At 72.5% G+C, this 26119-nt stretch carries 24 protein-coding genes; 8 read left to right on the top strand and 16 right to left on the bottom strand.

From position 1 onward, the window contains the following. Position 1: 1 nt before the first annotated feature. Positions 2-1186, bottom strand: a complete 1185-nt coding sequence (locus ACFYNP_RS06090) for a CaiB/BaiF CoA transferase family protein (protein WP_388783054.1) — start codon at positions 1184-1186, stop codon at positions 2-4. 213 nt (positions 1187-1399) lie between these two features. Between ACFYNP_RS06090 and ACFYNP_RS06085 the strand changes: the two genes are divergently transcribed. Then, positions 1400-2581, top strand: coding sequence for a saccharopine dehydrogenase family protein (locus ACFYNP_RS06085; protein WP_388783053.1), 1182 nt, complete (start codon positions 1400-1402; stop codon positions 2579-2581). 59 nt (positions 2582-2640) lie between these two features. Here the strand turns inward: ACFYNP_RS06085 and ACFYNP_RS06080 are convergent, their stop codons facing one another. Then, positions 2641-3345 (bottom strand): endonuclease V, encoded by a 705-nt coding sequence (locus tag ACFYNP_RS06080; RefSeq protein ID WP_388783050.1) that lies wholly within the window; start codon positions 3343-3345, stop codon positions 2641-2643. An 82-nt stretch (positions 3346-3427) separates the two neighbouring features. Between ACFYNP_RS06080 and ACFYNP_RS06075 the strand changes: the two genes are divergently transcribed. Continuing rightward, entirely contained in the window at positions 3428-3727 is a 300-nt protein-coding gene (locus ACFYNP_RS06075; RefSeq protein WP_388783047.1) for a YciI family protein, read from the top strand. Here the strand turns inward: ACFYNP_RS06075 and ACFYNP_RS06070 are convergent. Further along, positions 3724-4860: a WD40/YVTN/BNR-like repeat-containing protein gene (locus ACFYNP_RS06070; protein WP_388783045.1), complete on the bottom strand. Its 1137-nt coding sequence runs from the start codon at positions 4858-4860 to the stop codon at positions 3724-3726. The two genes, ACFYNP_RS06075 and ACFYNP_RS06070, sit on opposite strands and share 4 nt — an antisense overlap. Positions 4861-5265: 405 nt before the next feature. Here ACFYNP_RS06070 and ACFYNP_RS06065 point away from each other — a divergent pair, with 405 nt between their 5' ends. The 3 genes from ACFYNP_RS06065 to ACFYNP_RS06055 all read left to right on the top strand — a co-directional run bounded on the left by ACFYNP_RS06065 (position 5266) and on the right by ACFYNP_RS06055 (position 8998). Further along, positions 5266-5682, top strand: coding sequence for an SsgA family sporulation/cell division regulator (locus ACFYNP_RS06065; protein WP_388404419.1), 417 nt, complete (start codon positions 5266-5268; stop codon positions 5680-5682). Positions 5683-6143: 461 nt separating this feature from the next. After that, positions 6144-7784 (top strand): ABC-F family ATP-binding cassette domain-containing protein, encoded by a 1641-nt coding sequence (locus tag ACFYNP_RS06060; RefSeq protein ID WP_388783042.1) that lies wholly within the window; start codon positions 6144-6146, stop codon positions 7782-7784. Between the two features lie 245 nt (positions 7785-8029). Continuing rightward, the gene (locus tag ACFYNP_RS06055; RefSeq protein WP_388404413.1) at positions 8030-8998 is read left to right on the top strand and encodes an acyl-ACP desaturase; all 969 of its coding nucleotides are present in this window, start codon (positions 8030-8032) and stop codon (positions 8996-8998) included. 56 nt (positions 8999-9054) lie between these two features. Here ACFYNP_RS06055 and ACFYNP_RS06050 read toward each other — a convergent pair whose 3' ends face one another. The 3 genes from ACFYNP_RS06050 to ACFYNP_RS06040 all read right to left on the bottom strand — a co-directional run bounded on the left by ACFYNP_RS06050 (position 9055) and on the right by ACFYNP_RS06040 (position 12061). Beyond that, the gene (locus ACFYNP_RS06050) at positions 9055-10659 is read right to left on the bottom strand and encodes a GMC family oxidoreductase (protein ID WP_388783039.1); all 1605 of its coding nucleotides are present in this window, start codon (positions 10657-10659) and stop codon (positions 9055-9057) included. 185 nt (positions 10660-10844) lie between these two features. Further along, complete coding sequence (locus tag ACFYNP_RS06045; protein ID WP_388783036.1) at positions 10845-11096, bottom strand: WhiB family transcriptional regulator; 252 nt, start codon at positions 11094-11096, stop codon at positions 10845-10847. 197 nt (positions 11097-11293) lie between these two features. Beyond that, positions 11294-12061 (bottom strand): GntR family transcriptional regulator, encoded by a 768-nt coding sequence (locus ACFYNP_RS06040; RefSeq protein ID WP_388404405.1) that lies wholly within the window; start codon positions 12059-12061, stop codon positions 11294-11296. A 242-nt stretch (positions 12062-12303) separates the two neighbouring features. On the opposite strand from ACFYNP_RS06040, the gene ACFYNP_RS06035 reads away from it, so the two are divergent. Then, entirely contained in the window at positions 12304-13647 is a 1344-nt protein-coding gene (locus ACFYNP_RS06035) for a PTS transporter subunit EIIC (protein ID WP_388783033.1), read from the top strand. A gap of 73 nt (positions 13648-13720) precedes the next feature. Then, positions 13721-14773: an SIS domain-containing protein gene (locus ACFYNP_RS06030; protein ID WP_388404399.1), complete on the top strand. Its 1053-nt coding sequence runs from the start codon at positions 13721-13723 to the stop codon at positions 14771-14773. Between the two features lie 42 nt (positions 14774-14815). Here ACFYNP_RS06030 and ligD read toward each other — a convergent pair whose 3' ends face one another. Then, complete coding sequence (gene ligD, locus ACFYNP_RS06025) at positions 14816-15829, bottom strand: non-homologous end-joining DNA ligase (protein ID WP_388783030.1); 1014 nt, start codon at positions 15827-15829, stop codon at positions 14816-14818. A gap of 55 nt (positions 15830-15884) precedes the next feature. On the opposite strand from ligD, the gene ACFYNP_RS06020 reads away from it, so the two are divergent. Beyond that, positions 15885-16961, top strand: a complete 1077-nt coding sequence (locus tag ACFYNP_RS06020) for an ATP-dependent DNA ligase (protein ID WP_388783027.1) — start codon at positions 15885-15887, stop codon at positions 16959-16961. 136 nt (positions 16962-17097) lie between these two features. Here ACFYNP_RS06020 and ACFYNP_RS06015 read toward each other — a convergent pair whose 3' ends face one another. The 9 genes from ACFYNP_RS06015 to ACFYNP_RS05975 form a co-directional block, all read right to left on the bottom strand. After that, positions 17098-18318, bottom strand: a complete 1221-nt coding sequence (locus ACFYNP_RS06015) for a lytic transglycosylase domain-containing protein (protein ID WP_388783025.1) — start codon at positions 18316-18318, stop codon at positions 17098-17100. Beyond that, positions 18318-19067 (bottom strand): hypothetical protein, encoded by a 750-nt coding sequence (locus tag ACFYNP_RS06010; RefSeq protein WP_388783023.1) that lies wholly within the window; start codon positions 19065-19067, stop codon positions 18318-18320. Before ACFYNP_RS06010 ends, ACFYNP_RS06015 begins: the two co-directional genes overlap by 1 nt. A 31-nt stretch (positions 19068-19098) precedes the next feature. Continuing rightward, entirely contained in the window at positions 19099-19626 is a 528-nt protein-coding gene (locus ACFYNP_RS06005) for a nuclear transport factor 2 family protein (RefSeq protein ID WP_388404389.1), read from the bottom strand. Between the two features lie 44 nt (positions 19627-19670). Continuing rightward, positions 19671-20651, bottom strand: a complete 981-nt coding sequence (locus ACFYNP_RS06000) for a hypothetical protein (protein WP_388783021.1) — start codon at positions 20649-20651, stop codon at positions 19671-19673. 94 nt (positions 20652-20745) lie between these two features. Continuing rightward, positions 20746-21258 (bottom strand): hypothetical protein, encoded by a 513-nt coding sequence (locus tag ACFYNP_RS05995; RefSeq protein ID WP_388404384.1) that lies wholly within the window; start codon positions 21256-21258, stop codon positions 20746-20748. Then, positions 21255-22562, bottom strand: coding sequence for an MCE family protein (locus ACFYNP_RS05990; protein WP_388404382.1), 1308 nt, complete (start codon positions 22560-22562; stop codon positions 21255-21257). The genes ACFYNP_RS05995 and ACFYNP_RS05990 overlap by 4 nt, the downstream gene beginning before the upstream one ends. Then, entirely contained in the window at positions 22562-23857 is a 1296-nt protein-coding gene (locus ACFYNP_RS05985; RefSeq protein ID WP_388783018.1) for an MlaD family protein, read from the bottom strand. Before ACFYNP_RS05985 ends, ACFYNP_RS05990 begins: the two co-directional genes overlap by 1 nt. Further along, entirely contained in the window at positions 23854-25011 is a 1158-nt protein-coding gene (locus ACFYNP_RS05980; protein WP_388783016.1) for an MCE family protein, read from the bottom strand. Before ACFYNP_RS05980 ends, ACFYNP_RS05985 begins: the two co-directional genes overlap by 4 nt. Then, positions 25008-26012, bottom strand: coding sequence for an MCE family protein (locus ACFYNP_RS05975; RefSeq protein ID WP_388783310.1), 1005 nt, complete (start codon positions 26010-26012; stop codon positions 25008-25010). Before ACFYNP_RS05975 ends, ACFYNP_RS05980 begins: the two co-directional genes overlap by 4 nt. Positions 26013-26119 lie beyond the last annotated feature (107 nt).

Genomic DNA, 26119 nt, shown 5'->3' with positions numbered 1-26119 from the left:
CTCAAGCCTCCTGTACGGGAGTTGACGCCGGGCCCGGGGCGAGCTCCGGCAGGTCCCAGTCGCGGGCCACGTCCGCCGTGTCGGCTCCGGGCAGGGCCGGGGACCGGTGGATGGATCCGGGGGTGGCGGAGAAGCGGGGCGCCGGCGCGGGCTGGGTCATACCGCCGTGCGCGGTGAAGGTGGCGCGGGCCGCGAGATGCGGGTGGTGCGGCGCCTCCTTCAGGGACAGGACGGGCGCGACACAGGCGTCCGAGTCCTCGAAGACGGCCGTCCACTCCTCGCGGGTCCTGGTGCGGAACCGCTCGGCGATGGCGGTGCGCAGCTGCGGCCAGCGGGCCAGGTCCTTACGGGCGGGAGCCACGTCCGCGATGCCGAGCAGGCGGACGAACTCGTCGTAGAACTGCTGCTCAAGGGAGCCGACCGCCATGTACTGGCCGTCGGAGGTCTCGTAGGTGCCGTAGAAGGGGCAGCCGCCGTCGAGGAGGTTGGCACCGCGCCGGTCCTGCCAGCCGCCGGCCGCCAGCATGCCGTGGATCATCGTGGCGAGGTGGGCGGTCCCGTCGACGATCGCCGCGTCCACGACCTGGCCCGCTCCCCCGCCGCGCGCGTGCTGGAGCGCGGCGAGCACCCCGATGACGAGGTACAGCGAGCCGCCCGCGTAGTCGCCGACGAGGTTGGCCGGGACGACCGGGCCGCCGTCGGCGCCGCCGATCATGCCGAGGGTGCCGGTGATGGCGATGTACGCGATGTCATGCCCGGCCCGCTGCGCCAGCGGGCCGCCCTGGCCCCAGCCGGTCATCCGCCCGTAGACGAGCCGGGGGTTGCGGCCCAGGCACGGCTCGGGCCCGACGCCGAGGCGCTCGGCGACGCCGGGCCGGTAGCCCTCGATGAGGATGTCGGCACGCTCGACCAGGTCGAGGACGAGGCCGGGCCCCCCGGGCGCCTTCAGGTCGACGATCACGGAGCGCTTGTTGCGGTTGGTCAGGTCGTACGCCGGGTCGATGCCGAGGCCGGCACCGCCAGGGCGGTCCACGCGCACCACGTCGGCGCCGAGGTCGGCGAGGAGCATGGCGGCGAACGGGCCCGGCCCGATGCCCGCCAGCTCGACCACGCGCACCCCGGCGAGCGGGCCGGTTCCTGTCGCTGTCATCAAGCCCCCAGCACTGTGACACAACTGATGTAACATCAATGATGCTAAGAACACGTTCCACTCCGCACAAGCCCCCATGAGCAACCGCTCAGCAGGTGCGCGTGACAGCGCGCCGCCGGTTGCCCCGATACGCCGGGCTTGCCCCTGACGGTCGACGGCCCAGGTGCCGTCGACGGGGGCCGCACGCTAGCCTCACAACCCGGCATCGGCCGACGGCACCACTCGGCAGCGGACCCGCGGAGGCATACGGTGGAACCCTCGAAGCGCACTTACGACATCGTGCTGTTCGGCGCGACGGGCTTCGTCGGGGCGCTGACCGCCCAATATCTCGCGACCCACGCCCCCGAGAACTGCCGGTGGGCGATCGCGGGCCGCAACCCCGCCAAGCTGGAGCGGCTGCGCCAGCGCCTCGCGGAACTCAACCCGGCCTGCGCCACGCTGTCCCTGCTCACCGCCGACTCGGCCGACCCCGCGTCGCTGCGCGCACTCGCCGGGTCGGCGCGCGTGGTGGCCACCACCGTCGGCCCCTATGTCTGGTACGGCGAGGGCCTGGTCGAGGCGTGCGCCGACGCGGGCACGGACTACCTCGACCTGACCGGCGAGCCGGAGTTCGTCGACACGATGTACGTACGCCATGACGCGCGGGCCCGCGAGCGCGGGGCGCGTCTGGTGCATGCCTGCGGGTTCGACTCGGTGCCGCACGACCTCGGGGTGCAGTTCACCGTGGGGCACCTCCCGGCCGGGGTGCCGCTGCGGGTCGACGGCTTCGTACGCACCAACGCGATGTTCTCCGGCGGCACGTTGGCCTCCGCGCTGACCGCCCTCGGCCGGGGCTCGCAGACCGCGCGGGCCGCCCGCGAGCGCCGGCTGCACGAGCCTCGGCTGGTGGGCCGACGCGCCCGCGCGCCGCTCGGCGCCCCGCACTTCAGCAAGGAGACGGGCACCTGGGCGCTGCCCATGCCCACGATCGACCCGCAGATCATCGCCCGGTCGGCGACCGCCGACGACCGCTACGGGCCGGACTTCCGCTACCGGCACTTCGCCGCGGTCAAGCACCTTCCGGTGGCGATCGGCGGGGTGGCGGCGGTGGGCGCCGTCGCCGCGGCCACCCAACTGCCCCCCGCGCGCGCGTGGTTGATGGGCCGTTACGAGGCGGGCAACGGGCCGGACGAGGCACGGCGCCGGCGCAGCTGGTTCACCGTCCGCTTCGTCGGCGAGGGCGGTGGCCGCCGGGTCTTCACCGAGGTGTCGGGCGGCGACCCCGGCTACGACGAGACGGCCAAGATCCTCGCCGAGGGCGCGCTCAGTCTCGCCTTCGACGAACTTCCCGCGCTGGCGGGCCAGTTGACGCCCGCGACCGCGATGGGCCCGGCCCTGACCGAGCGGCTGCGGGCGGCGGGGATGCGTTTCCGGGTGGCCGACGCCCGCTGAGTGCCGCCGCGGGCCCGATCGAACCCCGTGCCGCGGTCCCGGGCGGGGCCCAACGGGACTCAGGCGGCGGCCTCCTGGGCCTCCTTGAGTGCCCGGCGGCACAGCGAATCGGCGTGCCGGGTGGACTCGGGGAGGCGGTAGCGCCGGGCGAGGTTGAGCGTATGGGCGCAGGCCCCTTCGAGACCCACCCGGTGGCCGACGGACACGAAGACGGGCTTCGTCGCTTCCTGGGTGCGCAGCGCACGGCCGACCTCGGTGCCGTCGTCGGCCAGCAGCGGGGAGCTGTCGCCGCGGCGGGGGCCCGGCTGGTCGTAGGTGAAGGTGAACGGGTTCTTCGCGACGCCGATGACGGGGAGCCCGGTGAGTACGCCGAGGTGGCTCGCGAGGCCGAAGCGGCGGGGGTGGGCGAGCCCGTACCCGTCGCACACCACTGTTCCGGGACCGGAGTCGAGCCGCTCCAGGGCGGCGAGCACGGTGGGGATCTCGCGGAACGCGAGCAGCCCCGGCACATAGGGGAAGGCCACCCTGCCCACGGCGGTTGCCTCCTCGACGACCTCCAGGGTCGCCGCGTCGAGCACGACGGCGGCCGCGACGACCAGGTCCCGCTCGTCGTCGTAGGCGACGTCCACACCGGTGACGAGCCCCGTGCCGGGCGCGGGCCCCGGCTCGTCGAGCACGACCCTGCCGCGCAGTTCGTCCTGCACGGCGAGCGCGGCCTCCTCGTCGCCGGGCCACCCGTCCGGAACCCCCGCGATGATCTCCATGACGCCTCAGCGTAGGTCACCCCCGCCCAGCAACCCGCACCCCGCAGGGGGCCACCCGCAGGGGAGGGATAGCCTGGCGATCATGTTCGTACTGGAGCTGACCTACACCGCCCCTCTCCACCGCGTCGACGCCTCCCTCGCCGACCACGTCGCCTGGCTCGACGCCCAGTACGACGCGGGCACCTTCATCGCCTCCGGCCGCAAGGAGCCCCGCGACGGCGGGATCATCCTGGCGGTCGGGGACGATCGCGCGGCGATGGGACGCCTCGTCGCGACCGACCCCTTCCTCCTCAACGAGCTCTGCACCTACCGGATCACCGAGTTCCGCGCGACCAAGGTGGCGCCCCAACTCGCCGCGTTCCAGCAGCAGTTGACCAGCTAGTCAGCCAGAGAAGCCGGCGAGTGGGACGGCCCGAGGCGGGCCACCCGGCCCCGCTCCCCCGCCGCCCAGCACGCGCCGTCGCCCGTGCAGTCGACGGTGTCGAAGGAACCGGTGTCCACGGTCCGCCAGGTGCGGCCGCCGTCGCGGGTCAGGTCCGTACCGGTCGGCCCGACGGCGAGCGCGGCCGAGCGCGTGTGCGGCAGCCAGGCGACGCCCGAACGGTAGGCGGCGACGGGGGCGGCCGACGGGCGCCAGGTGCGGCCGCCGTCGCCCGAGACCGCGGCGGCCCGGGGCGACGGCTGGTCCGCCCGGTAGTCGCCGCCGACCGCGAGCCCGTGCGTACGGTCACGGAAGGCGAGGCCGAACACCCCGCGAGCCGGGTCACCGGCGGGAAGGGTGGACTCGGCGGCCGTCCAGGTGAGCCCCCGGTCCGAGGAGTGCAGGACGCGGCCGGTCGCGCCGCCGCCGGTCGCCAGCCAGACGTCCCGCGGCCCGGAACCGACCAGACACTGGCCGCTCGCGGCGAACCCCGCCTCACCCGGCAGGGCGGCCGGCATCCCCCGGTTCGGCAGGACCTTCCAGGAGCGGCCGCCGTCCGCGGTGGACAGGATGCGGTACTTGCCGTCGACGGGGTCGCTCACCGCCAGACCGTGCCGCGGGTCGAGGAAGGCCAGACAGTCGTAGAACGCCCTCGGGTCGGTATTGCGGAACGACTCGCTCCAAGTAGCTCCGCCGTCCTCGGTCCGGTAGACCCGGGACGCCTCGCCCTCACCGATCGCGAGGACCACCGCGCGCCGCCCGTCGAAGGCCTCGACGTCCCGGAACTCCAGGCCCCCCGCGCCGGCCGGCGACACGTTCTTCCAGGTGCGGCCGCCGTCGGAGGTCTTCAGGACCGTCCCCTTGGTTCCGGCCACCCAGGCGGTCGACCGGCTCACCGCCGCGAGCCCCCGGAATCGGGCGTCGGTCCTGGTGTCCTTCACCTGCCACGCCACCGCGCCACGCCCCTGCCCCTGCCCCTGCCCCTGCCCCAGCTCTTGCCCTTGCGCCTGGGCCGGCACAGTCATCGCCGCCGCGAGCGCCAACCCGCCCAGCCCCATCGACAGCACGCGTCTCGTCTTCCCCATGGACCTCATGGCGTCGGAAGCTAGCCCCAGCCCGCCCCACCCGTCCAGGGTGCCTACGCCCCGGGTTCCCGCGGGCCCGGCTCCGAGGCGTAGGCGGATCGCACCGCGCATCCGCCGTCGCGTACAGCACCGCCGCCGATTACGGCCGAACCGGATCCAAGGCCACGAACCAGCCCGGACCGAGCCGAACCGTCCCCCGGCGACCGAAAGAATCGAGCCGGAAGAGACGGCCGTGAGGTCGTGTGGCTGCCGTGAGAGAGGGAACGAGACCTGATACGAGCAATCCGGATGGTGCGCCGAACCCGCCGCTCGGGCCGTGACACAGGTCACGTGAACCTCCGGTGCACGGAACGCTGAATTTCGACGTCTTTCCGGGCGGCAGGAGAGAACCCCCGAGGTTGAGGGAGCTGGGCTTTGTCCACCGTCATCGAGCAGCCCGTCCAGGTGCGCCTCATCGCGTCCGCGCCCCGCATGGAAACCGTGCCCGCGACGCTCCGCTACGACCCCGAGGATCCCTTCGCCGTGCACATGGCGTTCCCCGCGCCGGCCACCCTCGAAGGCACCGAGGTCTCCTGGGAGTTCGCGCGCGAGCTGCTCGAAGTGGGCGTCGAGGCGGCCGCCGGGGTGGGTGACGTCCGGGTACGGCCGTACGGATACGACCGCACGGTGCTCGAATTCCACGCCCGCGAGGGCGTCGCCATGGTCCACATACGCACCTCCGAAGTGCGCCGCTTCCTCAAGCGCGCCCAGCATCTGGTCCCCACCGGCCGCGAACACCAGCACCTCGACATGGACGGAGACCTCGCCGCGCTGCTGCGCGACGCCTGCTGAACCAGCCACAACCGGTCAGCCCATCACCCGGCGTCGGCCCCTTCCGCAAGAACCGACTCCGCCGCCCGCTCCCGCACCGCCTCCGCTCCTGCCCGGTCGCGGCGGTGCCCCACGTCACGCCCCCTGGCGCGCCCGGTTCCGCGCCGTTCCCCGGGCGGCCAGTGAACATCCGGATCCGCACCACCGGGTCCGCATTTCCCGGTCGCCGTTAAATGGTTTGCGGGACCGCACGGCGGCGGCGTAGCTTCGTGACTGGCCCTGTTGTCGTCGATCGGAGTAGGACGTTGCTCGTCTGAGGCCCCTGAGACACCGTCTCGCGCGCTCCCTTCCGTGTCGCGCGTCCCGGTGTGACCTCTGCCTCCGAGCGATGTCCCCCTTCACGACCAGGGCCTTTTTCCTGCCCTGAGCGGTGTCTCAGAACCCCCGTTGCCCCTTTCCTTCCCCGCAACCGGGAGACCCGTATGTCATCCTTCCCCCCTCAGATCAGCTCGGCCGCGCTGTCCTTCGCGTGGCCGGACGGCACCGACGTGTTCGCTGACTTCCAGCTCGCCGTCGGCCCCGGCCGCACCGGGCTCGTCGGCCTCAACGGATCCGGAAAGTCAACCCTGTTGAAGCTCATCGCCGGCGTCCTCACCCCGAGCGAGGGCAGCATCAGGACCACCGGCGAAGTCGGCTACCTGCCGCAGAACCTGGTCCTGGACACCACCCTGCGGGTGGATCAGGCCCTGGGCATCGACGGGGTCCGCGCCGCGCTGCACGCCGTCGAGAGCGGCGATGTGGACGAACGGCACTTCGAGACGGTGGGCGACGACTGGGACGTCGAGGAGCGGGCCCGGGCCACGCTCGACCAGCTCGGCCTGGGCTCCATCGGCCTGGACCGCACGATCGGCGAGGTCTCGGGCGGCGAGTCGGTCATGCTGCGGCTCGCCGCGCTGCTGCTGCGCCGGCCGGACGTCCTGCTCCTGGACGAGCCCACCAACAACCTGGACCTGCCCGCCCGTCAGCGTCTGTACGCTGCGGTCGACGCGTGGGGCGGGGTGCTCGTGGTGGTCAGCCACGACCGCGAGCTGCTCGACCGGGTGGACCGCATCGCCGATCTGCGCGAGGGTCAACTCACCTGGTACGGCGGAAACTTCACCGCCTATGAGGAGGCCCTGCGGGCCGAGCAGGAAGCGGCCGAGCGGATGGTCCGGGTGGCCGAGGCCGATGTGCAGCGCCAGAAGCGCGAACTGTCGGACGCCAACGTCAAGTTGGCGAGGCGTCAGCGGTACGGGCAGAAGAGCTACGACAACAAGGTGGTGCCGAGGATCGTCGCCAACAACCGCAGGCGCGAGGCACAGGTCTCGGCCGGCAAGCACCGCATCCTGCAGAGCGAACGGCTCGACCAGGCGCGCGAGCGGCTCGACCATGCCGCGGAGGCGGTGCGCGACGACGACGAGATCCGCATCGAGCTGCCGTACACCAAGGTTCATCCGGGCCGCTCCGTACTGACCCTGCGGGAGCTCCAACTCCCTTACGGTGCGCGGGTGGAGGGCGAGCTGGAGCTGCGCGGTCCGGAACGGATCGCGCTGGTCGGCCGCAACGGCGCGGGCAAGACGACCCTGCTGCGTACGCTCGCCGGGCAGCTGGAGCCGGTGGCGGGCGAGGCGGTGGCCCATGTGCCGCTGCGGTTCCTGCCGCAGCGCCTCGACGTGCTCGACGACGGGCTGAGCGTGGTGGAGAACGTGGCCCGCTACGCCCCCGGCGCGACCGACAACGCCATCCGGGCGCGTCTTGCCCGCTTCCTGTTCAAGGGGGCCCGGGCCGCCCAGCCGGCCGGGACCCTCTCCGGCGGAGAGCGCTTCCGGGCAGCCCTCGCGGCGCTGCTCCTCGCGGAGCCCGCCCCGCAGCTCCTGATGCTGGACGAGCCCACGAACAATCTGGACATGGCGAGCGTGCGCGCTCTCCAGGCCGCGCTCGACGCCTACGAGGGCGCGCTGATCGTGGCGAGCCACGACGTGCCGTTCCTGGAGTCGATCGGCGTCACCCGCTGGCTGCTGCTCGACGGCGAGCTCACCGACACCTCGGCGGAGGAGGTGCGGGGCGGCCCGAGCGGGCGCTAGTCGGAGCGCGCGGGGCGGTGGCCGGGCCGGGGTCCCGGTCACCGCCCCGCGTCTTTTTCGCGCCTCCAGGAGGTGACTTGCCTCTCGTTCCGCGCCAGCGACCTGCGGATATAGCGGAACGTAGCCGGACGAAGGGGAAGGCGGGCTTGGCTGGGGCTTACGGCCGCCTTAACCTACGGTTTCGTAACCTACGTATGCGTAGGTAAGCCTGCCGTCCCCTGTTTCCGTCCCCCTGGAGCACCCCCGTGACGATCACTTCTCCCCACCTCGGCAGTTCGGACGCGTGGACCGACGCCCGGCTGCTGTTCGCGCTGGAAGAGGTAGTCGAAAAGGAGCTCAACCGGCACCTCAAGGTCGCCAAGGACTGGATGCCGCACGACTACGTGCCATGGTCGGACGCTCGCAACTTCCCCGGCCTCTTCGAGGACGGGGAGGCCTGGGACCCCCAGCAGTCCAAGGTCACCGACATCGGGAAGATCGCCCTGGTGGTCAATCTGCTCACCGAGGACAACCTGCCCAGCTACCACCACGAGATCGCCTCGCTGTTCGGCCGCGACGGCGCCTGGGGCACCTGGGTGCACCGCTGGACCGCCGAGGAGGGCCGCCACGGCATCGTGATGCGGGACTACCTGCTGGCCTCGCGCGCGGTGGACCCGGACAAGCTGGAGCAGTTCCGCATGGTCCACATGAGCGAGGGCTTCGAGTCGGACAACCGGCACTCGATGCTGCACTCGGTCGCCTACGTCGCCTTCCAGGAGCTGGCGACCCGGGTCTCGCACCGCAACACCGGCCACCAGTCCGGCGACCCGGTCTGCGACCGGATGCTGGCGCGGATCGCGACCGACGAGAACCTGCACATGGTCTTCTACCGCAACCTGCTGGGCGCGGCCTTCGAGATCGCCCCGGACCTCACGATGCAGTCGGTGCGCGACGTCGTGGTGAACTTCCGGATGCCCGGGCATGGCATGCCGGGCTTCGAGCGGGCGGCGGCGCAGATGGCGATCGGCGAGATCTACAACATGCGGATCCACCACGACGACGTGCTCCAGCCGGTGCTGCGCTACCTCAAGGTCCTGGAGATCGACGGGCTCGGCCCCGAGGGCCTCAAGGCCCAGGAGGAGCTCGGTCTGTACATGGGCGGGCTCGACAGCGAGGCGTCCAAGTTCGACGAGAAGCTCGCCGCGCGCAAGGCGCGGATGGCCGCCCGCGCCTGACCCGCGGGCGGCGGCACCGGGCCGGTACGGGAGATCCCGTACCGGCCCGGGCGCGTTCAGCGGGCGTCCTGGCGGATCATCTCGGCGGCCTGCTCGGCGATCGCCACGGTGGGCGCGTGGGTGTGACCGCGGGTGATGCGCGGCATGACCGACGCGTCCACGACGCGCAGCCCCGCCACTCCCCTGACCCGGAGCCGGGGGTCGGTGACCGAGCCCTCGTCGCCGCCCATGCGGCAGGTGCCGACCGGGTGGTAGAGCGTCTCGACGCTCTCCCGCACGCTCCGCGCGAGCCGCTCGTCGTCGACCGGTCCCGGGTAGGGCTCCATCGGCCCCGAGACGTACGGGGCGAGGGCGGCGCCCGCGAACAGTTCCTCGGCCCTGCGGATCCCGGCCAGCAGACGCGGCAGGTCCTCGGGAGCGGTGAGGTACCCGGGGTCGATGCGGGGCGGCGTCGACACCCCGGTGCCCGCAAGATCGACCCGGCCCTCGCTCGCGGGCTGGAGCAGGACCACGCCGATGGTGAGCCCGTGCTCGCTGACGGGGGTCAGGCCGTGGTTGATGAAGGGTCCCGGGGCGTAGACCAACTCGATGTCGGGGGCGGCGAGTCGGGGGTCGGTGCGCAGGAACGCGACGGCCTCGCCGACATTGGTGGTGAGCGGGCCCCGGCGGCGCAGCAGATAGCGGGCGAGGTTGGCGGGCGAGTCGGCGCCGGTGAGGGTGACGGGGCGGGGGCAGCGCACGGTGACCCCGTACGACAGATGGTCCTGGAGGTGCCGCCCCACCTCGGGCGAGGCGGCCCGCACGGTGATGCCCGCGGCGCGCAGCCGCTCGGGGTCGCCGATACCGGACAGCATGAGCAGATGGGGCGAGCCGATGGCGCCCGCGCTGAGGATCACCTCGCGCCGGGCGGTGAGCGTTCCCGGCACTCCCCCGGTGGTCACGCCGGTGACCCGGGAGCCCTCGAACCGCAACCCGCTCACCCGGACTCCGGTGAGGACGTCCAGGTTGGGCCGACGGGCGGCGGGCGCGAGATAGCCGTCCGCGGCGCTCCAGCGGCGGCCGCGGTACTGGTTGACCGGGGTGCTCGCACAGCCCGAGTGGTCCGGGGCGTTCAGCTCGGGGAGTTCGGGCAGGCCCGCCGCGCGGCAGGCGCCCAGGAACGCGGCGGTCGTCGGGTTGGGATCGCGCTGGGGTGAGACGAACAGCGGCCCGTCCTGGCCGTAGACCGTGCCGTCGCCGGATGTGGGTCCCGTCCAGTGTTCGGCGCGCCGGAAGTGGCGTACGAGCCGGTCGTAGGACCACTCGGGACCGGCCGCCGCGCCCCAGGTGTCGTAGTCGTCCCGGTGGCCGCGCACCCACATCATGGCGTTGATCGAGGAGCAGCCGCCCAGGGTGTGCCCGCGCGGCCAGTACAGCTCACGGCCGCCGAGCGCCTTCTGCCGCGCGGTGGTGAAGTGCCAGTCGTAGGACGTCTTGAAGAGCTTGGGGAAGGCCGCCGGAACCCGGATCTCGCTCTTGCGGTCGCGCGGCCCGGACTCGACGAGGGCGACCCGGACGGTGGGGTCCTGCGAGAGGCGCGCCGCGACGACGCACCCCGCCGATCCGGCACCCACCACGATGTAGTCGTACCGCGCGCCGTCCGATACTTCCCGTGTGCTCAACTCGGCCCCATTTCCGCGTGGTTGATGACCGCGGGGAGGCCTGGCCGGCCGAGGCCCCCGCGGCGGGTGATCGCGGGGCCAGCATGGACCGCGGGGGCGGCGCGGCGCCAGGGGACCTCGCGCGCTCCGGCTCGCACGCTCCGGCTCGCAAGCGGCGGCGGAACGGGGGCGGCCGGGGCGAATCCTCAGCTCTGCCGGGCGCGTTGCAGCGTCATCCGCTCCCGCTCGGAGAGGCCGCCCCACACCCCGAATCGCTCGTCGTTGGCCAGGGCGTATTCGAGGCAGGCCTTGCGCTGTTCGCAGGCGCCGCAGAGCTGTTTGGCCTCCCGGGTCGAGCTGCCGGGGGCGGGGAAGAAGAACTCGGGCCCCGCCTGGGCGCACAACGCGGTCTCCTGCCAAGCGAGTTCCTGGCCTGTGGTCACGGTGTCGTTCAGCATGGCGTTCACGCTGCCGGGCACTGATCAACGTCCGGTCAACGAATGGTGAACGCGGGAGCCGATCACGTCCGGCCGGCCGTCGCGGGGCACCCCCGGGCGGGTCCTCCGTCCGGGCCGTACGTCCCGCGCGGGCACACAGGGGACGTAGGGCCCTCCGCTTCGCGCCCAACGGCGGCGCTCCGGGCCGCGCGGGCGTGTCAGCGTGGCTGGAGTGTGGTGCGCAGCCGGTAGCGGTCCCCGCTGTACTCGACGGTCGAGAGCAGCACGGGGCGCTGGTCCCGCGCGTAGATCGTCTGGTCCAGGGCGAGCACGGGCGAACCCGGCTCGATGGCGAGGTGCTCGGCCAGTTCCCGGTCGGCTCCGCGCGCCTCGATGGTGGTCTCGGAGCGGTCCAACTCGACGCCCCGGGCGTGCAGTTCGGCGAAGAGCGAGGCCCCGGTGAAGTCGACCTCCGCCAGACCTGGCGCGAACGAGGCCACCAGCAGGGTGCGGTCGACCGCGATGCGTACGTCGTCGAGCAGCCGCACGCGCTCCAGGCGCAGCAGCGGGGCGCCGGCCGGCACGTCGAGCCGGTCGGCGTCGTCCAGCGTGGCGGGTCGCATCTCCTGGTGCAGCACGAGGGAGCTGGGGCGCATGTGCTTGCGCCGGGCGGTCGTGGTGAACGACTCCAGGTCGTTGGGCCACTCCCGTGGCGCCACCGGCGCCGCCACGAACCAGCCGCGCCCGTGCGAGGCCGTCACCAGGCCCTGGTCCACGAGGTGGGCGAGGGCCTTGCGCAGGGTGACCCGGGAGATGTCGAGCCGCTCGCCCAGCTCGCGCTCGGCCGGCAGCCGGGCGCCGGCGGCAAGCCCGCGCCGCTCGATCTCGTCCTGGATCAGCCGGGCGGTCTGGGCCCACAGGGGGGCCGGGCCGCTGCCCCGCTCGGGGAAGGGGGCGGGGCGGGCGGGGGTGGCGTCGGCGCTCATCGGGAACCTCCAGCGGGATCCCCGGAGCATACCACTGCATACCACTGGCTTCGACCCAGCGTACGGGCCCACCGTCCCGGGTCTTAGGTCATCGCGAAAAAATCCGAGCAGACCACTATTGACCACTCGAATACCACTGCATACCTTTGGGCTGCGGCACCCGGCGAGATCCGGCGGCCGACCGGCTCGATGGCCACGCCCCTGGATGGCCACGGGACCGCTTGCACGATGGAGGAACACGGATGAGTACGGCTCAAGGGAAGGCCGCCGGCAAGAAGCGCGGCGGCGCCGGCGTCATGGCGGTCCTGCAACGCATCGGGCGCAGCCTGATGCTTCCGGTGGCCACCCTCCCCGCGGCGGCGCTCCTGGTCCGCCTGGGCGGCCCGGACCTGCTCGGCCGCGAGAACTTCCCCGAACTGATCCGCAAGCTCGGCATCGTCCTGGCCGCCGGCGGTCAGACGGTCTTCGACTACCTGCCGCTGCTCTTCGCCATCGGCGTGGCCATCGGCTTCGCCAAGAAGGCCGACGGCTCCACGGCGCTCGCCGCCGCGGTCGGCTACCTCGTCTTCAAGGCGGTCCTCGCCAGCGAGGCGTTCCCCAAGGGCGTCGACGGCAAGCCGCTGGACGCCAAGGTCTTCGGCGGCATCGTCATGGGTCTCATCGCGGCCCTGCTCTACCAGCGCTTCAGCCGCACCAAACTCCCCGAATGGCTGGGCTTCTTCGGCGGCCGCAGGCTGGTGCCGATCCTCTGCGCCTTCGCCGGCGTCGGCACGGGCATCGTGTTCGGCGTCATCTGGCCGACCGTGGGCGGCTGGTTCTACCACTTCGGCGAGTGGCTGGTGGGCACCGGCGCCTGGGGCGCGGGCATCTTCGGCCTGGTGGTCCGGGCGCTGATCCCGATCGGGATGCACCACTTCTTCAGCGTCTTCCCCTGGTTCGACGCCGGCACCTACGTCAACCCGCAGACCGGCGCCGAGGTCCACGGCGACATCGCGCGCTTCCTGGCGGGCGACCCGACCGCGGGCCAGTTCATGACCGGCGGCTTCCCGATCTACATGTTCGCGCTGCCGGCCGCCGCCCTCGCGATCGCGCACACCGCACGGCCCGAGAACCGCACCATGGTCAAGGGCATGATGATCTCGGTCGCGCTGACCTCCTTCGTCACCGGCGTCACCGAGCCCATCGAGTTCAGCTTCATGTTCGTGGCCCCGCTCCTGTACGCCATCCACGCCGTGCTGTTCGGCGTCTCCATGGCGGTCTGCTACGCCCTGGGCATCCGGGACGGCTTCGGCTTCTCCTCCGGCGCGATCGACTACGTCGTCAACTACGGCATCGCCACCAAGCCCTGGCTCCTGATCCCCATCGGACTCGCGTTCGCCGCGCTCTACTACGTGATCTTCCGGTTCGCGATCGTGCGGTTCAATCTGCCGACGCCGGGCCGCGAACCCGTCGAGGACGAAGCCACCGAGGCCGGCGGCACATCCACCGGCATATCCACCGACGCACCTGCGGACACTCCCGTGCGCTCCCCCGACGCCATTCCCTCACGCGCCGCCGTGGAGGACGATCCGGCCTCCAAGGCCTGATCGCACCACCCGCTCGCACTCGTTCCGCGCCCCCGCCGTCCGCACCCGGCGGGGCCCACGAAAGGATTCCTTCATGTCCGGATCGCGTATCACCTTCCTCGACGGCCAAAGTGGTCAGCCGCAGGCTCTGGAGCGCGTGATCGACCATGTGCGCCGGCAGCTCGACGGGCCGGCCCTGGAAACGCTGCGCGCGGCCCGGCGCCCGCTCCTGGCCGGGATCGGCGCCTCCTACGCGGCGCTCGCCGTGCCGGTCGAGGTGCTCCGCGGCCACGGCGTACCGGCCCAGCGGGTGCTCGCCAGCGAGATCGAGGACGGGCTGCGCGGCTTCGACACCGATCTTCTGATCGGGGTCTCGCAGGGCGGCCGCAGCTCGGAGACGATCGCGGCGTTCAAGGCGGCCGAGGGCGTGCCGACGCTCGCCGTCCTCAATGTCACGCCGTCGCCCCTCGGCGAACTCGCCGGCCTGACCGTCGACATGGGCAATGAGCCGGACTCGTACGCCTCGACCATCGGCTTCACCGCCACGGTCGTGGCCCTCGATCTGATCGCCGGGGCGATAGCGGGCCGGGCGGACGACCCGTGGGACGGCATCGCCCCCCAGGTGACGGGCGTCCGAGCCCGCGCGGCCGACGTGGTGGCCGCGCTGCGCGACCGCGCGGCCCGCTGTGTGGCGGCCGACTGCGTGGCCTCCGGCGCCTCCCGGGTCAGCGCCGAGGAGGCGGCCCTGCTGCTGCGCGAGGTGCCCCGGATGCCGGCCGCGGCCTCGGTCACGCGCAACTACCTGCACGGCGAGATGGAGTCGGCGGGCAACACCCTGCACCTCGTCTTCGGCGACGGCCGTGAGGTGGAGCTGGCCCGCTCGCTCTCCTCGGCCGGTCATCTCACCCTCCTGGTCACCACCCAGGACGTCGACCCGGCCGACAGTCTCGGCGTCGTACGTCTGCCGCGGACCGCGCCCAGCGCCCGGGTCGTCCTGGAGACGGTCGTGGTGCAGGAGCTGGTCGCCGCGCTCAGCGACGAACGGGGCGTGCCCATCGAGTCGTTCGTGTTCGCCAACGACGACACCAAGGAGGGCGGCGTCGACGCCGCCGACTTCGAGCTGGCCTCGCCGGTCGCCGCGGCCTGAACCGGGCCCGGGCCGCTTGTCCTCGGGTGATCCGGGCCCCGGCTACTTGTCCTTGGCGCGGCTCGGCTGTACCCGCTTGGGCTCCCCCGGCATCTTGGGGTAGTCCGGCGGGTACGGCAGGTCGCCGAGGGCGTGGTCGTGCTCGTCGCGCGCGGCGAGTTCGAGGAGCGGCTCAAGGCCGAAGGCGTGGTCGTCCATGTCCGCGTGCAGATCGCCGAGTTCGGCGTAGCGCGCGGGCATGGTGCGCAGGGTGAAGTCCTGGGGATGGACGTCGTCGAGCTCGTCCCAGCGCAGCGGCGCGGACACCGGGGCCTGCGGCTTGGGGCGTACCGAGTAGGCGGAGGCGATCGTGCGGTCGCGGGCGGTCTGGTTGTAGTCGACGAAGATGCGCTCGCCGCGCTCCTCCTTCCACCAGGCGGTGGTGACCCGGCCCGCCATCCGGCGCTCCAGCTCACGGCCGATCGCGATGGCACAGCGCCGCACCTCGGTGAACGTCCAGCGCGGTTCGATCGGCACGAAGACGTGGATGCCCCGGCCGCCGGACGTCTTGGGATAGCCAGTGATCCCCAACTCGCCCAACAGGGCGCGCAGTTCATGCGCGACCGGCACCGCGTCGTCGAAGTCGGTGCCGGGCTGCGGGTCGAGGTCGATCCGGAGTTCGTCGGGGTGGTCGGTGGCCTCGCGGCGTACCGGCCAGGGATGGAAGGTGAGACAGCCGAGCTGGGCGGCCCAGAGGACGGCGGCGGGCTCGGTGGGGCAGATCTCGTCGGCGTGCCGGCCGCTGGGGAAGGAGATGCGGGCGGTCGGGATCCAGTCGGGGAGGTTCTTGGGCGCCCGCTTCTGGAAGAACGACTCGCCGTCCACGCCGTCGGGGTAGCGCTCCAGGGTGGTGGGCCGGTCGCGCAGGGCGCGCGTGATGCCGTCGGCGACGGCCAGGTAGTAGCGCGCCACGTCCAGCTTGGTGTAGCCGGGCTCCGGGAAGTAGACCTTGTCCGGATTGGACAGCCGCACGGTCCGCCCGCCGGCCTCCAGCTCGATCGCCTCGCCCTTGCCCATGCAGGCCACGGTAGGCGGCGGGCACCAATGCCGCATATCGGTGAGAATCGGTTGTATGGATCTCCCGGTGATGCCACCTGTGAAGCCGATGCTCGCCAAGTCCGTGGCGAAGATCCCGCCCGGGATGAGCTACGAGGCGAAGTGGGACGGATTCCGGGCGATCGTGCACCGCGACGGGCCCGAGATCGTCATCGGCAGCCGCAACGGCAAGCCCCTGACCCGGTACTTTCCGGAGCTGGCGGCCGCCCTGGAGGAGCGGCTGCCCGAACGCTGCGTGATGGACGGCGAGATCGTCATCGCGCACGGCGGCCGTCTCGACTTCGACCGGCTCAGCGAACGCATCCACCCCGCCGCCTCCCGGGTGAAGCTGCTCGCCGAACAGACCCCGGCGAGCTTCATCGCCTTCGACCTGCTCGCCCTCGGCGACGTCTCGCTGCTCGACACCCCGCTGGCCGAGCGGCGCGCGCTGCTCACCGAGGCGCTGAAGGGCGTCTCCGCTCCCGTCCACCTCGCGCCCGCCACCACCGACATCGAGGTCGCCCGGCGGTGGTTCGATCAGTACGAGGGCGCCGGGCTCGACGGTGTCGTCGCCAAGCCCCTCGATCTCCCGTACCGGCCGGACGCCCGCCTCATGTACAAGATCAAGCACGAGCGCACGGCGGACGTGGTGGTGGCCGGCTACCGCCACCACAAGAGCGGCCCCGTGGTCGGCTCGCTCCTGCTCGGCCTGTACGACGCCGAGGGCGCGCTCCAGCACGTCGGGGTGTGCGCGGCCTTCCCGATGAAACGGCGGGCGGAACTCATCGAGGAGCTGGCCCCGCTGCTCATGGCCGACCCGGTCGCCGAGAAGCACCCCTGGGCCGCCTGGGCCGAGGAGGCCGCACACGAGGGCGCCCGCCTTCCGGGCGCGCCCAGCCGCTGGAGTGGCAAGAAGGACCTGTCGTGGGTGGCCGTGCGCCCGGAGAGCGTGGTGGAGGTGGCGTACGACCACATGGAGGGCGACCGGTTCCGGCACACCGCGCAGTTCCGCCGCTGGCGCCCGGACCGCTCCCCCGGCAGCTGCACCTACGCCCAGCTGGAGGAACCGGTCCGGTACGACCTCGCGGAGGTCCTTTCGTCAGGGGGCGGGTGATCCGTCCTGGGGCGGGCGATCCGTCACGGGGCGGGTCGTCCGGGCCGGGTCGCGGGGATCCGCAAGGGCTGGGGGCTCCGTCAGTGGGTGGGTGATCCGTGCGGGATCGCGGGGATCGTAAGGGCTGGGGATTCCGTCAAGGGGTGGGTGAGGGGCAGCTCGGGCCGGTCGGTGTCCCGGTGGGCTCCGGGGTCGGCGAGGCGGAGGGCGAACCGGTGGCGCAGCCCGGCAGGCCAGGGCTGCCCGACGGCGAGGGGCCCGGGCCCGTACTCCCCGAAGGAGACGGGCTGGGGCTGCCGGACGGGGGCGCGGACGGGGAGGGCGAGGCCGTGGGCGGCGGCGACTTCGGGGGCGGCGAGGCCGACGGGCTGCCGCCGGGACGCGGGGGAACGGACGAGGTGGGCCGGCCGCTCGGCTGCGGCCCGATCACGATCCCGCCGCCCTGCTTGCGGCCCCGGTCCTCGCCGATCTGCTGGGCACTGCCCGCGCCGGGCGTGCTCGGCAGCACCCCCTTGCCGTCGGGCACGGCATGGGTGCCCCTGCGGTAGAACTCCAGCCACGACAGGACCGTGCGCAGATAGTCGGCCGAGTGGTTGTAGCCGAGCACCGCACGGTCCAGATCCGCCGGGACGGCCAGGTCGCGCCCGTCCGCACACAGGTACATCCCTGCGGCGAGCGCCGCGTCGAAGACGTTGTTGGGATCCTTGCGGCCGTCCCCGTTGCCGTCCTGACCCCATGTCGCCCAGGTGGACGGGATGAACTGCATCGGGCCCACGGCGCGGTCGTGCCGGGGGTCGCCGTCCAGGGCGCCGTGGTCGGTGTCGGCGATGTTCGCGAAGCCCGCGCCGTCGAGCACCGGACCGAGGATCGGGCTCAGCGTGGTGCCCTGCGCGTCGACCCGGCCGCCGCCCGCGTGCCCCGACTCGACCTTGCCGAGCGCCGCGAGCAGTTGCCAGGGCAGATGGCAGCGCGGTGCGGTCCCGCGCAGCCGGGTCTCGGCCCGCTGGTACGCGGCGAGCACGGTGGCCGGAATGCCCTCCTGCGTCCACACCGGGTCGACGGCCCCCACGACGGGCGGGGCGTTCGGCGGCCGCGGCGCGGCCACCAGCGGCGGGAGTTCGGTGTGGTACGAACCGTCGGCCGGCGGCTCCACCTGGACGGCGGCGGCCGGCCCCGCGGCGGCGGGCTCGTCCGGGTGCGGCGGCGCGGGACGCAGCAGTCCCGGGGCCTGGGACGCGCTGAGCGCGGCCACCGCGACGGCGACGGCCGCGGTGCCCGTGACCCCGCGCCGCAACCGCTTGCGGCCCGCGAGCAGCGAAAGGCGTCGCAGGTGGATGAGGTGCGTCGAGGGTTTCATCATCCCTGCCCGAAGGTGTCGATGCCGGAGATCTGCCAGGTGCCGCCGCTCCCGCGCGCCACGTCGACCGCGAACATCGCGGCGGCGTACGTCGTTTCGGGCTTCTTGCCCGCGGTGCGCGTACTGCTCTGGTCGGCGTAGACCAGGACCCGGGCGCGGGAGCCGTCGATCATCTCCACACCGCTCTCGGTCACCGTGGTCGTCAGCACCAGCTTCTGGTCCTTGCCCTGCGCCCGCACCGCCGCCAGCATGTCGTGGTGCTGCTGAACCGCCTTGCCCGTCAGCAGGGTTGAGGCCGCCTTGTCCGCCGGCCCGGAGTCGGCGTAGTTGTACGAGAACAGCGCGGCGACGGCCTTCTCGGTCTGCCCCTTGACCTCGCTGGTACGGGCCGGATCGGTGAGGGCCGCGTTCCGGACGGCCGGATCGGACCGCAGCGAGTCGGCCCGGGTGGCGGCGAACGCGGCGAACCCGCCGAGCAGGACGACCAGGACGCACAGGACGACGGGCGCGCGCACGGACAGCGCACGGCGCAACCCCGCCCGAGCGGCCGTTCCGGTCCCGGGAAGACGGCGTCGGGGCGGCGGCCCGACGGCCTCCTCCGGCGGCTCCTTCTCCCGCGAACTCGGCTCCCTCCGCGGCGGGTTGAGGGGACGTGACCGCTGCTCGGGCGCGGTCTCGGTGGCAACGCGGGCGGCGCCGGCGCTGGCCAGTCGGCGCTGACGGTTGACCAGATGACGGGTCGTCGACATGTGCGGCTCCTGTCCGGGTTGGGGTGAGTGGTCAGTTGGCCGAGCTGTTGCCGACCGGCGCCTGGCCGAGTGCGCTCAGCTTCCAGCCGCCCGCGGTACGGGTGAGTTCGCCGAGCATCCTGCTGTCCTTGGCCGCGGGCTTCTCCTTGGGCGCCTGCACGGTGATGCGCAGCGCCACCATCACCCGGGCCTTGCCCGCCCGGTCGTCGAGCTCGGTGACCGCGCCGTCGAGGACCTTGGCCGTGGTGACCGTCTGCGCCTGCTTCACCTGCTTCTCGAACTCACTGCGCCCGTCGGCCAGTTGCTGGTGGAGATCGCCGGTGGTGGAGTCCTGCCACATGTCGAGACCATGCGCGAGGTCGTTGTGGTCGAGGGTGGAGAGGTTCTGCACGGCCTGCTCGCCGGCCGCGAGGGCCTTGTCCCGGGAGGAGGCGTAGGCGGCCGAGTCGTCGTGCGCCGCGCCGTACCAGGACCAGCCGGCCCACACCGCGAAGCCGCCCGCGAGCAGGGTGAGGACCATCGCGGCGATGAGCAGGGGCTGGGTCGTCTTGCGTGCCATGTTCTTCGTGCTCCCTCTCGCTGGGGCCCGGCGGCGGCCAGGTCCTAACGGGCTCGGATGTCGGTGATCTGCCAGTGCCCGGAGTCGAGTTGGGCGGTGACGGACAGCTGGGCGGCGGCCGTGGTGGGAGCGCTTGAGTCCCGCTGGGCCCGCTGGTCGAGAAAGACGAGCAGCTCCGCCCGGTCGTGCGTGAGCCGGGTGACGCCGGCCCGCACGACGTGGGTGGTCAGACTGAGCTTCTGCTCCGCGGCCCGCTGCCTCAACTGGCCGTAGAGCTCCGCGAACTGACTGGCGGCCCGGCCGCTGAGCAACTCCTTCGCCGCCTGCTCGGTGGCGCTGGTGTCCTGGCCGGAGTACGAGAAGACCTTGCCGAGCGTGTTGCTGACGTCCCCGATGACTCGGGTGGTCTCGGAGGCATCGGTGAGCGCCCGGTTCGCGGTGGCCGGGGTGCTGGTCAACTGCCGTGCCTGGAACAGCAGTCCGGCCCCCGCCAGGAGGAGAACGAGAACACATCCGAGGGTGAGCACGCGGCGCAGTCGATGGGCCGGGGGTGCGGTGGGGTCACTCAGGGGTGCGGGGGCCTCGTCGGGAGGTGCGGGGGCCTCGTCGAGAGGGGCAGGGCCCTCGTCAAGGGAGGCTATGGGTTCGCCGGGCGGAGCAGCCTCTTCGCTGCGGGGAGCGGCGGCTTCGCCGGGCGGAGCAGCCTCTTCGCTGCGGGGAGCGGCGGCTTCGCTGGGCCGAGCAGCCTCTTCGCTGCGGGGAGCGGCGGCTTCGCTGGGCCGAGCAGCCTCTTCGCTGCGGGGTGCGGCGGGGTGGCCGGGCGGCACGGAGGACTCGCTGCGGGGTGCGGCGGGTTGGCCGGGCGCCGCGGCGGGCTCGTCGCGAGGGGCTCCTCCAGGAGCCCGGACCGCTTCGGGGCCCGCTTCGTCCGGTTGGGCCGGTTGGGCCGGTTGGGCCCGGCCCGCGTCACGGCTCACCTCGTCCGGATCCGGGCCGGTGGCCGACTTCACCTCTGCTGTGCTCACGCCGTCTCTCCCTCGTCTCTCCCTCTGGTCTCCCGCCCGAACCGGCCGCCCCGCGCCGCCTCGGCCCACCCGCGCAGGTCCCCTCGGCCCGGGCTCAGGAGGCGGCGACCGGAACCGCACTGAGCGCCTTCAACTTCCAGCCCCCATCGGTGCGTTCGAGCGCCGCTTCGAGACGCTTGCGGTCGGTGGTGACCGCGCCGCCCGCCGGGGTCACCCGGACCTGCACCGTCGCGATGACCTTCGCCGTGCCCGAGCGGTCGTCGAGTTCGGTGACGGCCGCGTCGGTCACCTCGCCGCGCGCCGAGGCCGTCGGCTTCCCCGCGCCGGTGCGGCGCAACTCGTCCTGGAGCGGCCCCGTCGAAGCGTCGAGCCAGGCACGCAGGGCGGCGTCGGGGTGGGCCGCGTCCAGCGTGGAGAGCGCGGCGATCTGCGTACGGCCGGCCTTGAGCGCGGCGTCCCGCGAGGTGGCGTACGCGACCGAGTCGTCGTTCCGCGCCTGGAGGTAGGTCCAGCCCGCGAACGCGGCGAAGGCCACCGAGACGGTGAGGGCGGCCACGACGAGGACGCGGCGCAGCCGGGGCCGGGGACCAGCGGGGAGCGTGATCACGGGCGTCCGTCCTTTCCGCCGGTGCCGGACGTGAGTCCGAGCAGCCCGGCCAGGTCCGAGGGGCCACCGCCGGGCAGCGCGGGCAGCGCCAGGGCGCCGGGAAGCGCGGCCACCTGTGCGGCGGGGGGCACGACCGGCGTGGACGCGGCCGGGCTCGGAGGCAGCGCGCCCGGCTGGGCAGGGGGGCCGAGCGGGGCGCCGGTCGGGGCATGCGCCGAGCCCCGGACGTCCTTGCCGCTGCTCGCCGGCGCGGCGCACCGCGCCTTGGTGTTGAGGTTCGGCGTGTCGACCGTTTCGAGGCCGTTGCGGTAGACCGTGCCGCCGTAGCCCTCGGTGCACGGAAGCGGCGCGAAGAAGGTGACCGCCATGCCCAGATTGGCCCCCTTGGTGTCGATGGCGGTGGCTCCCGCCGCCACCAACGGCGGTACCTTCACCAGGAGTTCCTCGATTCCGCGCTGCCGGGTCACCGCCACGTCCGCGGTCGTGAGAAGGTTCGCGAGCACCACACTGATCGCCGGATTGAGGTCCCTGAGCAGACCGCTGACCTGGCCGGCCGCGTCGGGTGCGGCGGCGATCAGCCGCCGCAGATCGGTGTCCGATCCCTTGAGGGTCGCGGCCAGCTGCTGCGCCCCCGAGGCGAAGGTCTTGATGGCCTGGCCCTCCTCGGCCTGGGTGGTCAGGACGGTCTGGCCGTCCGCCAGCAGCGTGGTGGTGCTCGGCAGCGCCTTGTCGGCGGCCCGCACGAAGTCGCTGCCGTTGTCGAGGAGGACCTGGAGGTCGTCGCCACGCCCCTCGAAAGCCTTCCCGAACTCGTCGACGACGGTACGCAGCGAGTCCAACGGCACCGACGCGGCAAGGCCGTTGACGCTGGACAGCACGGTGGTGACGGGGGCCGGCGTACTGGTCTCGTACTGTTCGATCACCCCTCCGTCGCCGAGGTAGGGCCCGTCGTCGGTGGTGGGCCGCAGGTCGATGTACTCCTCGCCCACGGCCGACAGGTTGGCCACCACGGCGTTGAGGGCGGTGGGGATGGGCGGCGCCGAGTTGTTGATGCGCAGCTCGGCCACGACCCCGTCGTCGGTGAGCCCGATGGGCCCGACGCGACCCACCGACACGCCCCGGTAGGTCACGTTGGAGTGGGTGAACAGGCCGCCGGTCTCGGCGAGATGGACCTTGACGGTGTAGTAGTCGCGGATGCCGACGTAGTGCCCGACGTCGGCGTACCGGAACCCGGTGTAACCGAGCACGAGCACCCCGATGACGAGGAACGCCACGTTCTTGAGCCTGGTCGCGAGGGTCAGCATCAGCCCCTCCCCCCGGAGCCGGAATCAGAGCCGGAGCCGGAGCCCGACCCGGATCCCGATCCGACCCCCGAGCCGGAGCCCGAGCCCGACCCGGATGAGCCGGCGACGGGCGGCAGGCCGAGCGGCGCCTTCTGCGTGCCCGTACCCGTGCCCCCTGTCGACGAGGACGACGGCGTCGTGAGCGGTGGGATGAGCTGGGTACCGGGCGCGGCCGTCACCGAGAGGTAGACGTTGAGGTAATCGCCCTTGACGCCGCGCAGCACCTCGTCGCTGAACGGATAGGTGAGGAGTACCTGGAGCGAGTCCGGCAGGTCCTTGCCGGAGTCCGCGAGGGCCCGGAGCGTCGGCGCGATCGCCTTCAGGTCGGCCACCGTGTCGTCCTTGCTCTTGTTGATCGTGGAGACGGCCACCGTGGAGAGGGTGTCGAGGGACTTCAGCATCGTCATGAGTGAACCCCGTTGGTCCTCAAGGACCTTGAGGCCCGGCGACAGACCGGTCAGCACCGTGCCGACCTGTTCCTTGCGGGTGGCGAGCGTCGCGGAGAGCCGGTTGACGCCGTCCAGCGCGTCGGTGATGTCACCGCGGTGCCCGTCCAGATCGGTGACCAGGGTGTTGACGCGCTGAAGCATGGAGCGGACCTCGGGTTCACGGCCGCCGATCGCCTTGTTGAGTTCGGTCGTGATGGTCTTCAGCTGGCTGACACCGCCCCCGTTGAGCAGCATCGAGAGCGCTCCCAGGACTTCCTCGACCTCGGGGTTGCGGTTGGTCCGCGAGAGCGGGATCGTGGCGCCGGGCCCGAGCCGTCCGTGGGGCGTCTCCTGGGCTGTCGCCCGGGCCGTGTCGGCCGTCCCCCGAGCCGTCCCCCCGCTCGTCGCCTGAGTCGTCCTCTTGGCCGCCTCGGCCGGCGCGGAGAGCTGGACGAACTTCTCGCCCAGGAGGCTGGACTGTTCCAGTTGGGCATAGGCGTTGGCGGGCAGTTGGACGTCCCCCCTGATCCGCATGCTGACCTTGGCGGACCAGCCGTCGGCGGCCAGGGACACCTTGGTGACCCGGCCCACCGGCACGTCGTTGACCTTCACCGCGGCCTGTGGGACCAGGCTCAGGACATCGGCGAAGTCGGCGGTGATGTCGTACGGATGGCTGCCGAGGTCGGCCCCGCCGGGCAGCGGGAGCTGGTCGATGCCGGAGAACGAGGGTGCCGAGCAGCTGCCCAGGGTGAGGGCCAGGGCCACGACGACCGCGACCCCGGCGCCGAGCGCGGCACCGGTCCGGCGAGTGAGGCGCGCCGCCATCATCGGCCCCCCTTCTTGCCCGTCGGGCCGGCGGCCGGGCCGCCGGTGGAACCGTCCGCCGTGTCGTCGGAGGACCCGTACACGGTGCCGACCGCGGGCAGCGGCAGCGCCGGGAGCGCTTTCAGCCGGTTCTGCGGCACCGGCAGGAGCCCCGCACTGCCCGCCACCGAGGGGTTGGCGGGAAACACGATGTCGCCACCCATGCTGACCTCGTTGATATTGCCCCGGCCGTCGAGGGTGCGGTGGACCGGGTCGTAGGCGTTGAGAGCGTTTCCGGCGGCCAGCGGCGCGGTGTCCAGGGCTTCGGCGAGCGAGGCCCGCTGCTGGACGAGGATCTGGGTGAGCGGGGCGAGCTTGTCGACCTCGGCCTTGAGGCTGCCCCGGTTGTCCTGGATGAACGTCTTGACGTTGCCGAGCGCGGTGCCGAGTTCCTTGAGCGCCCCCGCCAGGTTGTCCTTGTTGTCCGCGAAGAACGAGGTCACGTCGGCGAGTTGGTTCTGCGCGTCGCGCACCGCGCCGTCCTTGTTCTTCAGCATGGTGGTGAACGTCTGGAGGTAGGACAGCGTGGCGAAGAGGTGCTCACTGCTGCCGTCGAGGGTCTTGGCGGCCTTTCCGAACTGCTCGATGGAGTCCCCGATCGCGGCGCCGTTGCCGTTCAGGTTCTTGGCCCCGGTGTCGAGCAGTCCCGAGAGCGCTCCCGAGGAGTTTGCTCCGTCGGGGCCGAGCGCCTTGCTGAGCCCGGTGATCGAGGCGTACAGCTGGTCGACCTCCACCGGGGTGGCGTTGCGGCTCGCCGGCAGTTCCGCCCGGTCCGCGATCTCGGGCCCCCCGGTGTAGGCGGGGGCCAGCTGGACGTACCGGTCGGCGACGACGCTGGGCGAGACGATGGCGGCCCGGGCGTCCTTGGGCACCCGTACGCCTCGGTCCAGGGTGACCACCACTTTGACCTGCTGGCCCTGCGGGGTCACCGAGTCGACCTCGCCGACCTTGACGCCGAGGATCCGCAGGTCGGACCCGGGGTAGACGCCGACCGCGTGGTCGAAGTAGGCGGTGATCCGCTTGCCGCCGGAGCCGGCGAACACGCGCAGCCCGCCGATCACGGTGACGGCGATCACCGCGAGGGCCACGACGATCGTGAGAGCGCGTCGCCGGCTCATGGGTAGCCTCCGTTCTTCGGCGGCATGCAGCCGGTGGTGGGGAGCGACTTCGCCGGGAGGTAGTTCCTGGGGACGAGCCCGCAGATGTAGGTGTCGAACCAGCGGCCGCTGCCCACGGTGTTGCCGACGAGCCGGTAGTAGGGCCCGGCCAGGGCAAGCGTGCGGTCCAGGCCCTGCTGGTTCTTGACGAGGACGTCCGTGACGCGCCCCAACGCCTTCAGTGTGGGCGCCAGTTGGGCCTGATTGTCCTTGACGAGGCCGGTGAGCTGAGTGCCCAGGCCCCGGGTTCCGCTGAGGAGTGCCTGGATGGCGTCGCGGCGCTGCTTGAGCTCGCCGAGCAGCAGCCCCCCGTCGTCGATGAGGGTCTCGAAGCTGCTCTTCCTGTCGGCGAGCGTCTTCGTCAACTGCTCGCTGCTCTTGAGGAGTTGGGCCAGCTGGGTGTCGCGCTGCGAGACGGTCTTGGACAGCGCCGAGAGTCCGGAGACGGCGGTGCGCACATCGGGCGGTGAGTCCTTGAAGGTGTCGGAGATCGTCTCGAAGCTCTTGGCGAGCTGCGCGGTGTCGATCTCACCGATCGTGTTGCTGAGCCCCTCGAAGGCCTGGGTGACGTCGTACGGGGAGGTCGTGCGGCTCAGCGGGATGCGGTCGCCGGGGTTCTGCTCGGCGCTGCCGAGCGGATCGATCGCCAGGTACTTCTCGCCCAGCAGGGTTTTGATGGCGATGGCGGCGGTCGAGGCGTCCCCGATCCAGGCGTCCTTCACCTTGAAGGCGACCTTCACCTTGGCCCCGTCCAGGGACACCCCGCTGACCTGGCCGACCTTCACTCCGGCGATCCGCACCTCGTCGCCGTCGCGCAGCCCGGCGGACTCGGAGAAGTCGGCGGTGTAGGTGGTGCCGCCGCCGATGAGCGGCAGCGAGTCCGCGTTGTAGGCGGCGAGGCCGATCAGGGCCAGGACGAGCAGGCCGACCAGACTGACCGCGACGGGGTTGCGCTCCTTCATGGGCTTGAGGCGGGGGCGCCGCGGCGCCCGGCGGCCCGCCGGGGGTTCGGAACCGGCGTGCTCGGAGACGACCTGTTCGGAGGCGGCGTCTTCGGAGGCGGGGCGGG

The organism is Streptomyces sp. NPDC006691, assembly GCF_042869955.1.
GTDB lineage: Bacteria > Actinomycetota > Actinomycetes > Streptomycetales > Streptomycetaceae > Streptomyces.
The sequence above is the reverse complement of the archived record's forward strand: the minus strand, read 5'-3'. Positions and strand labels throughout refer to the sequence as shown.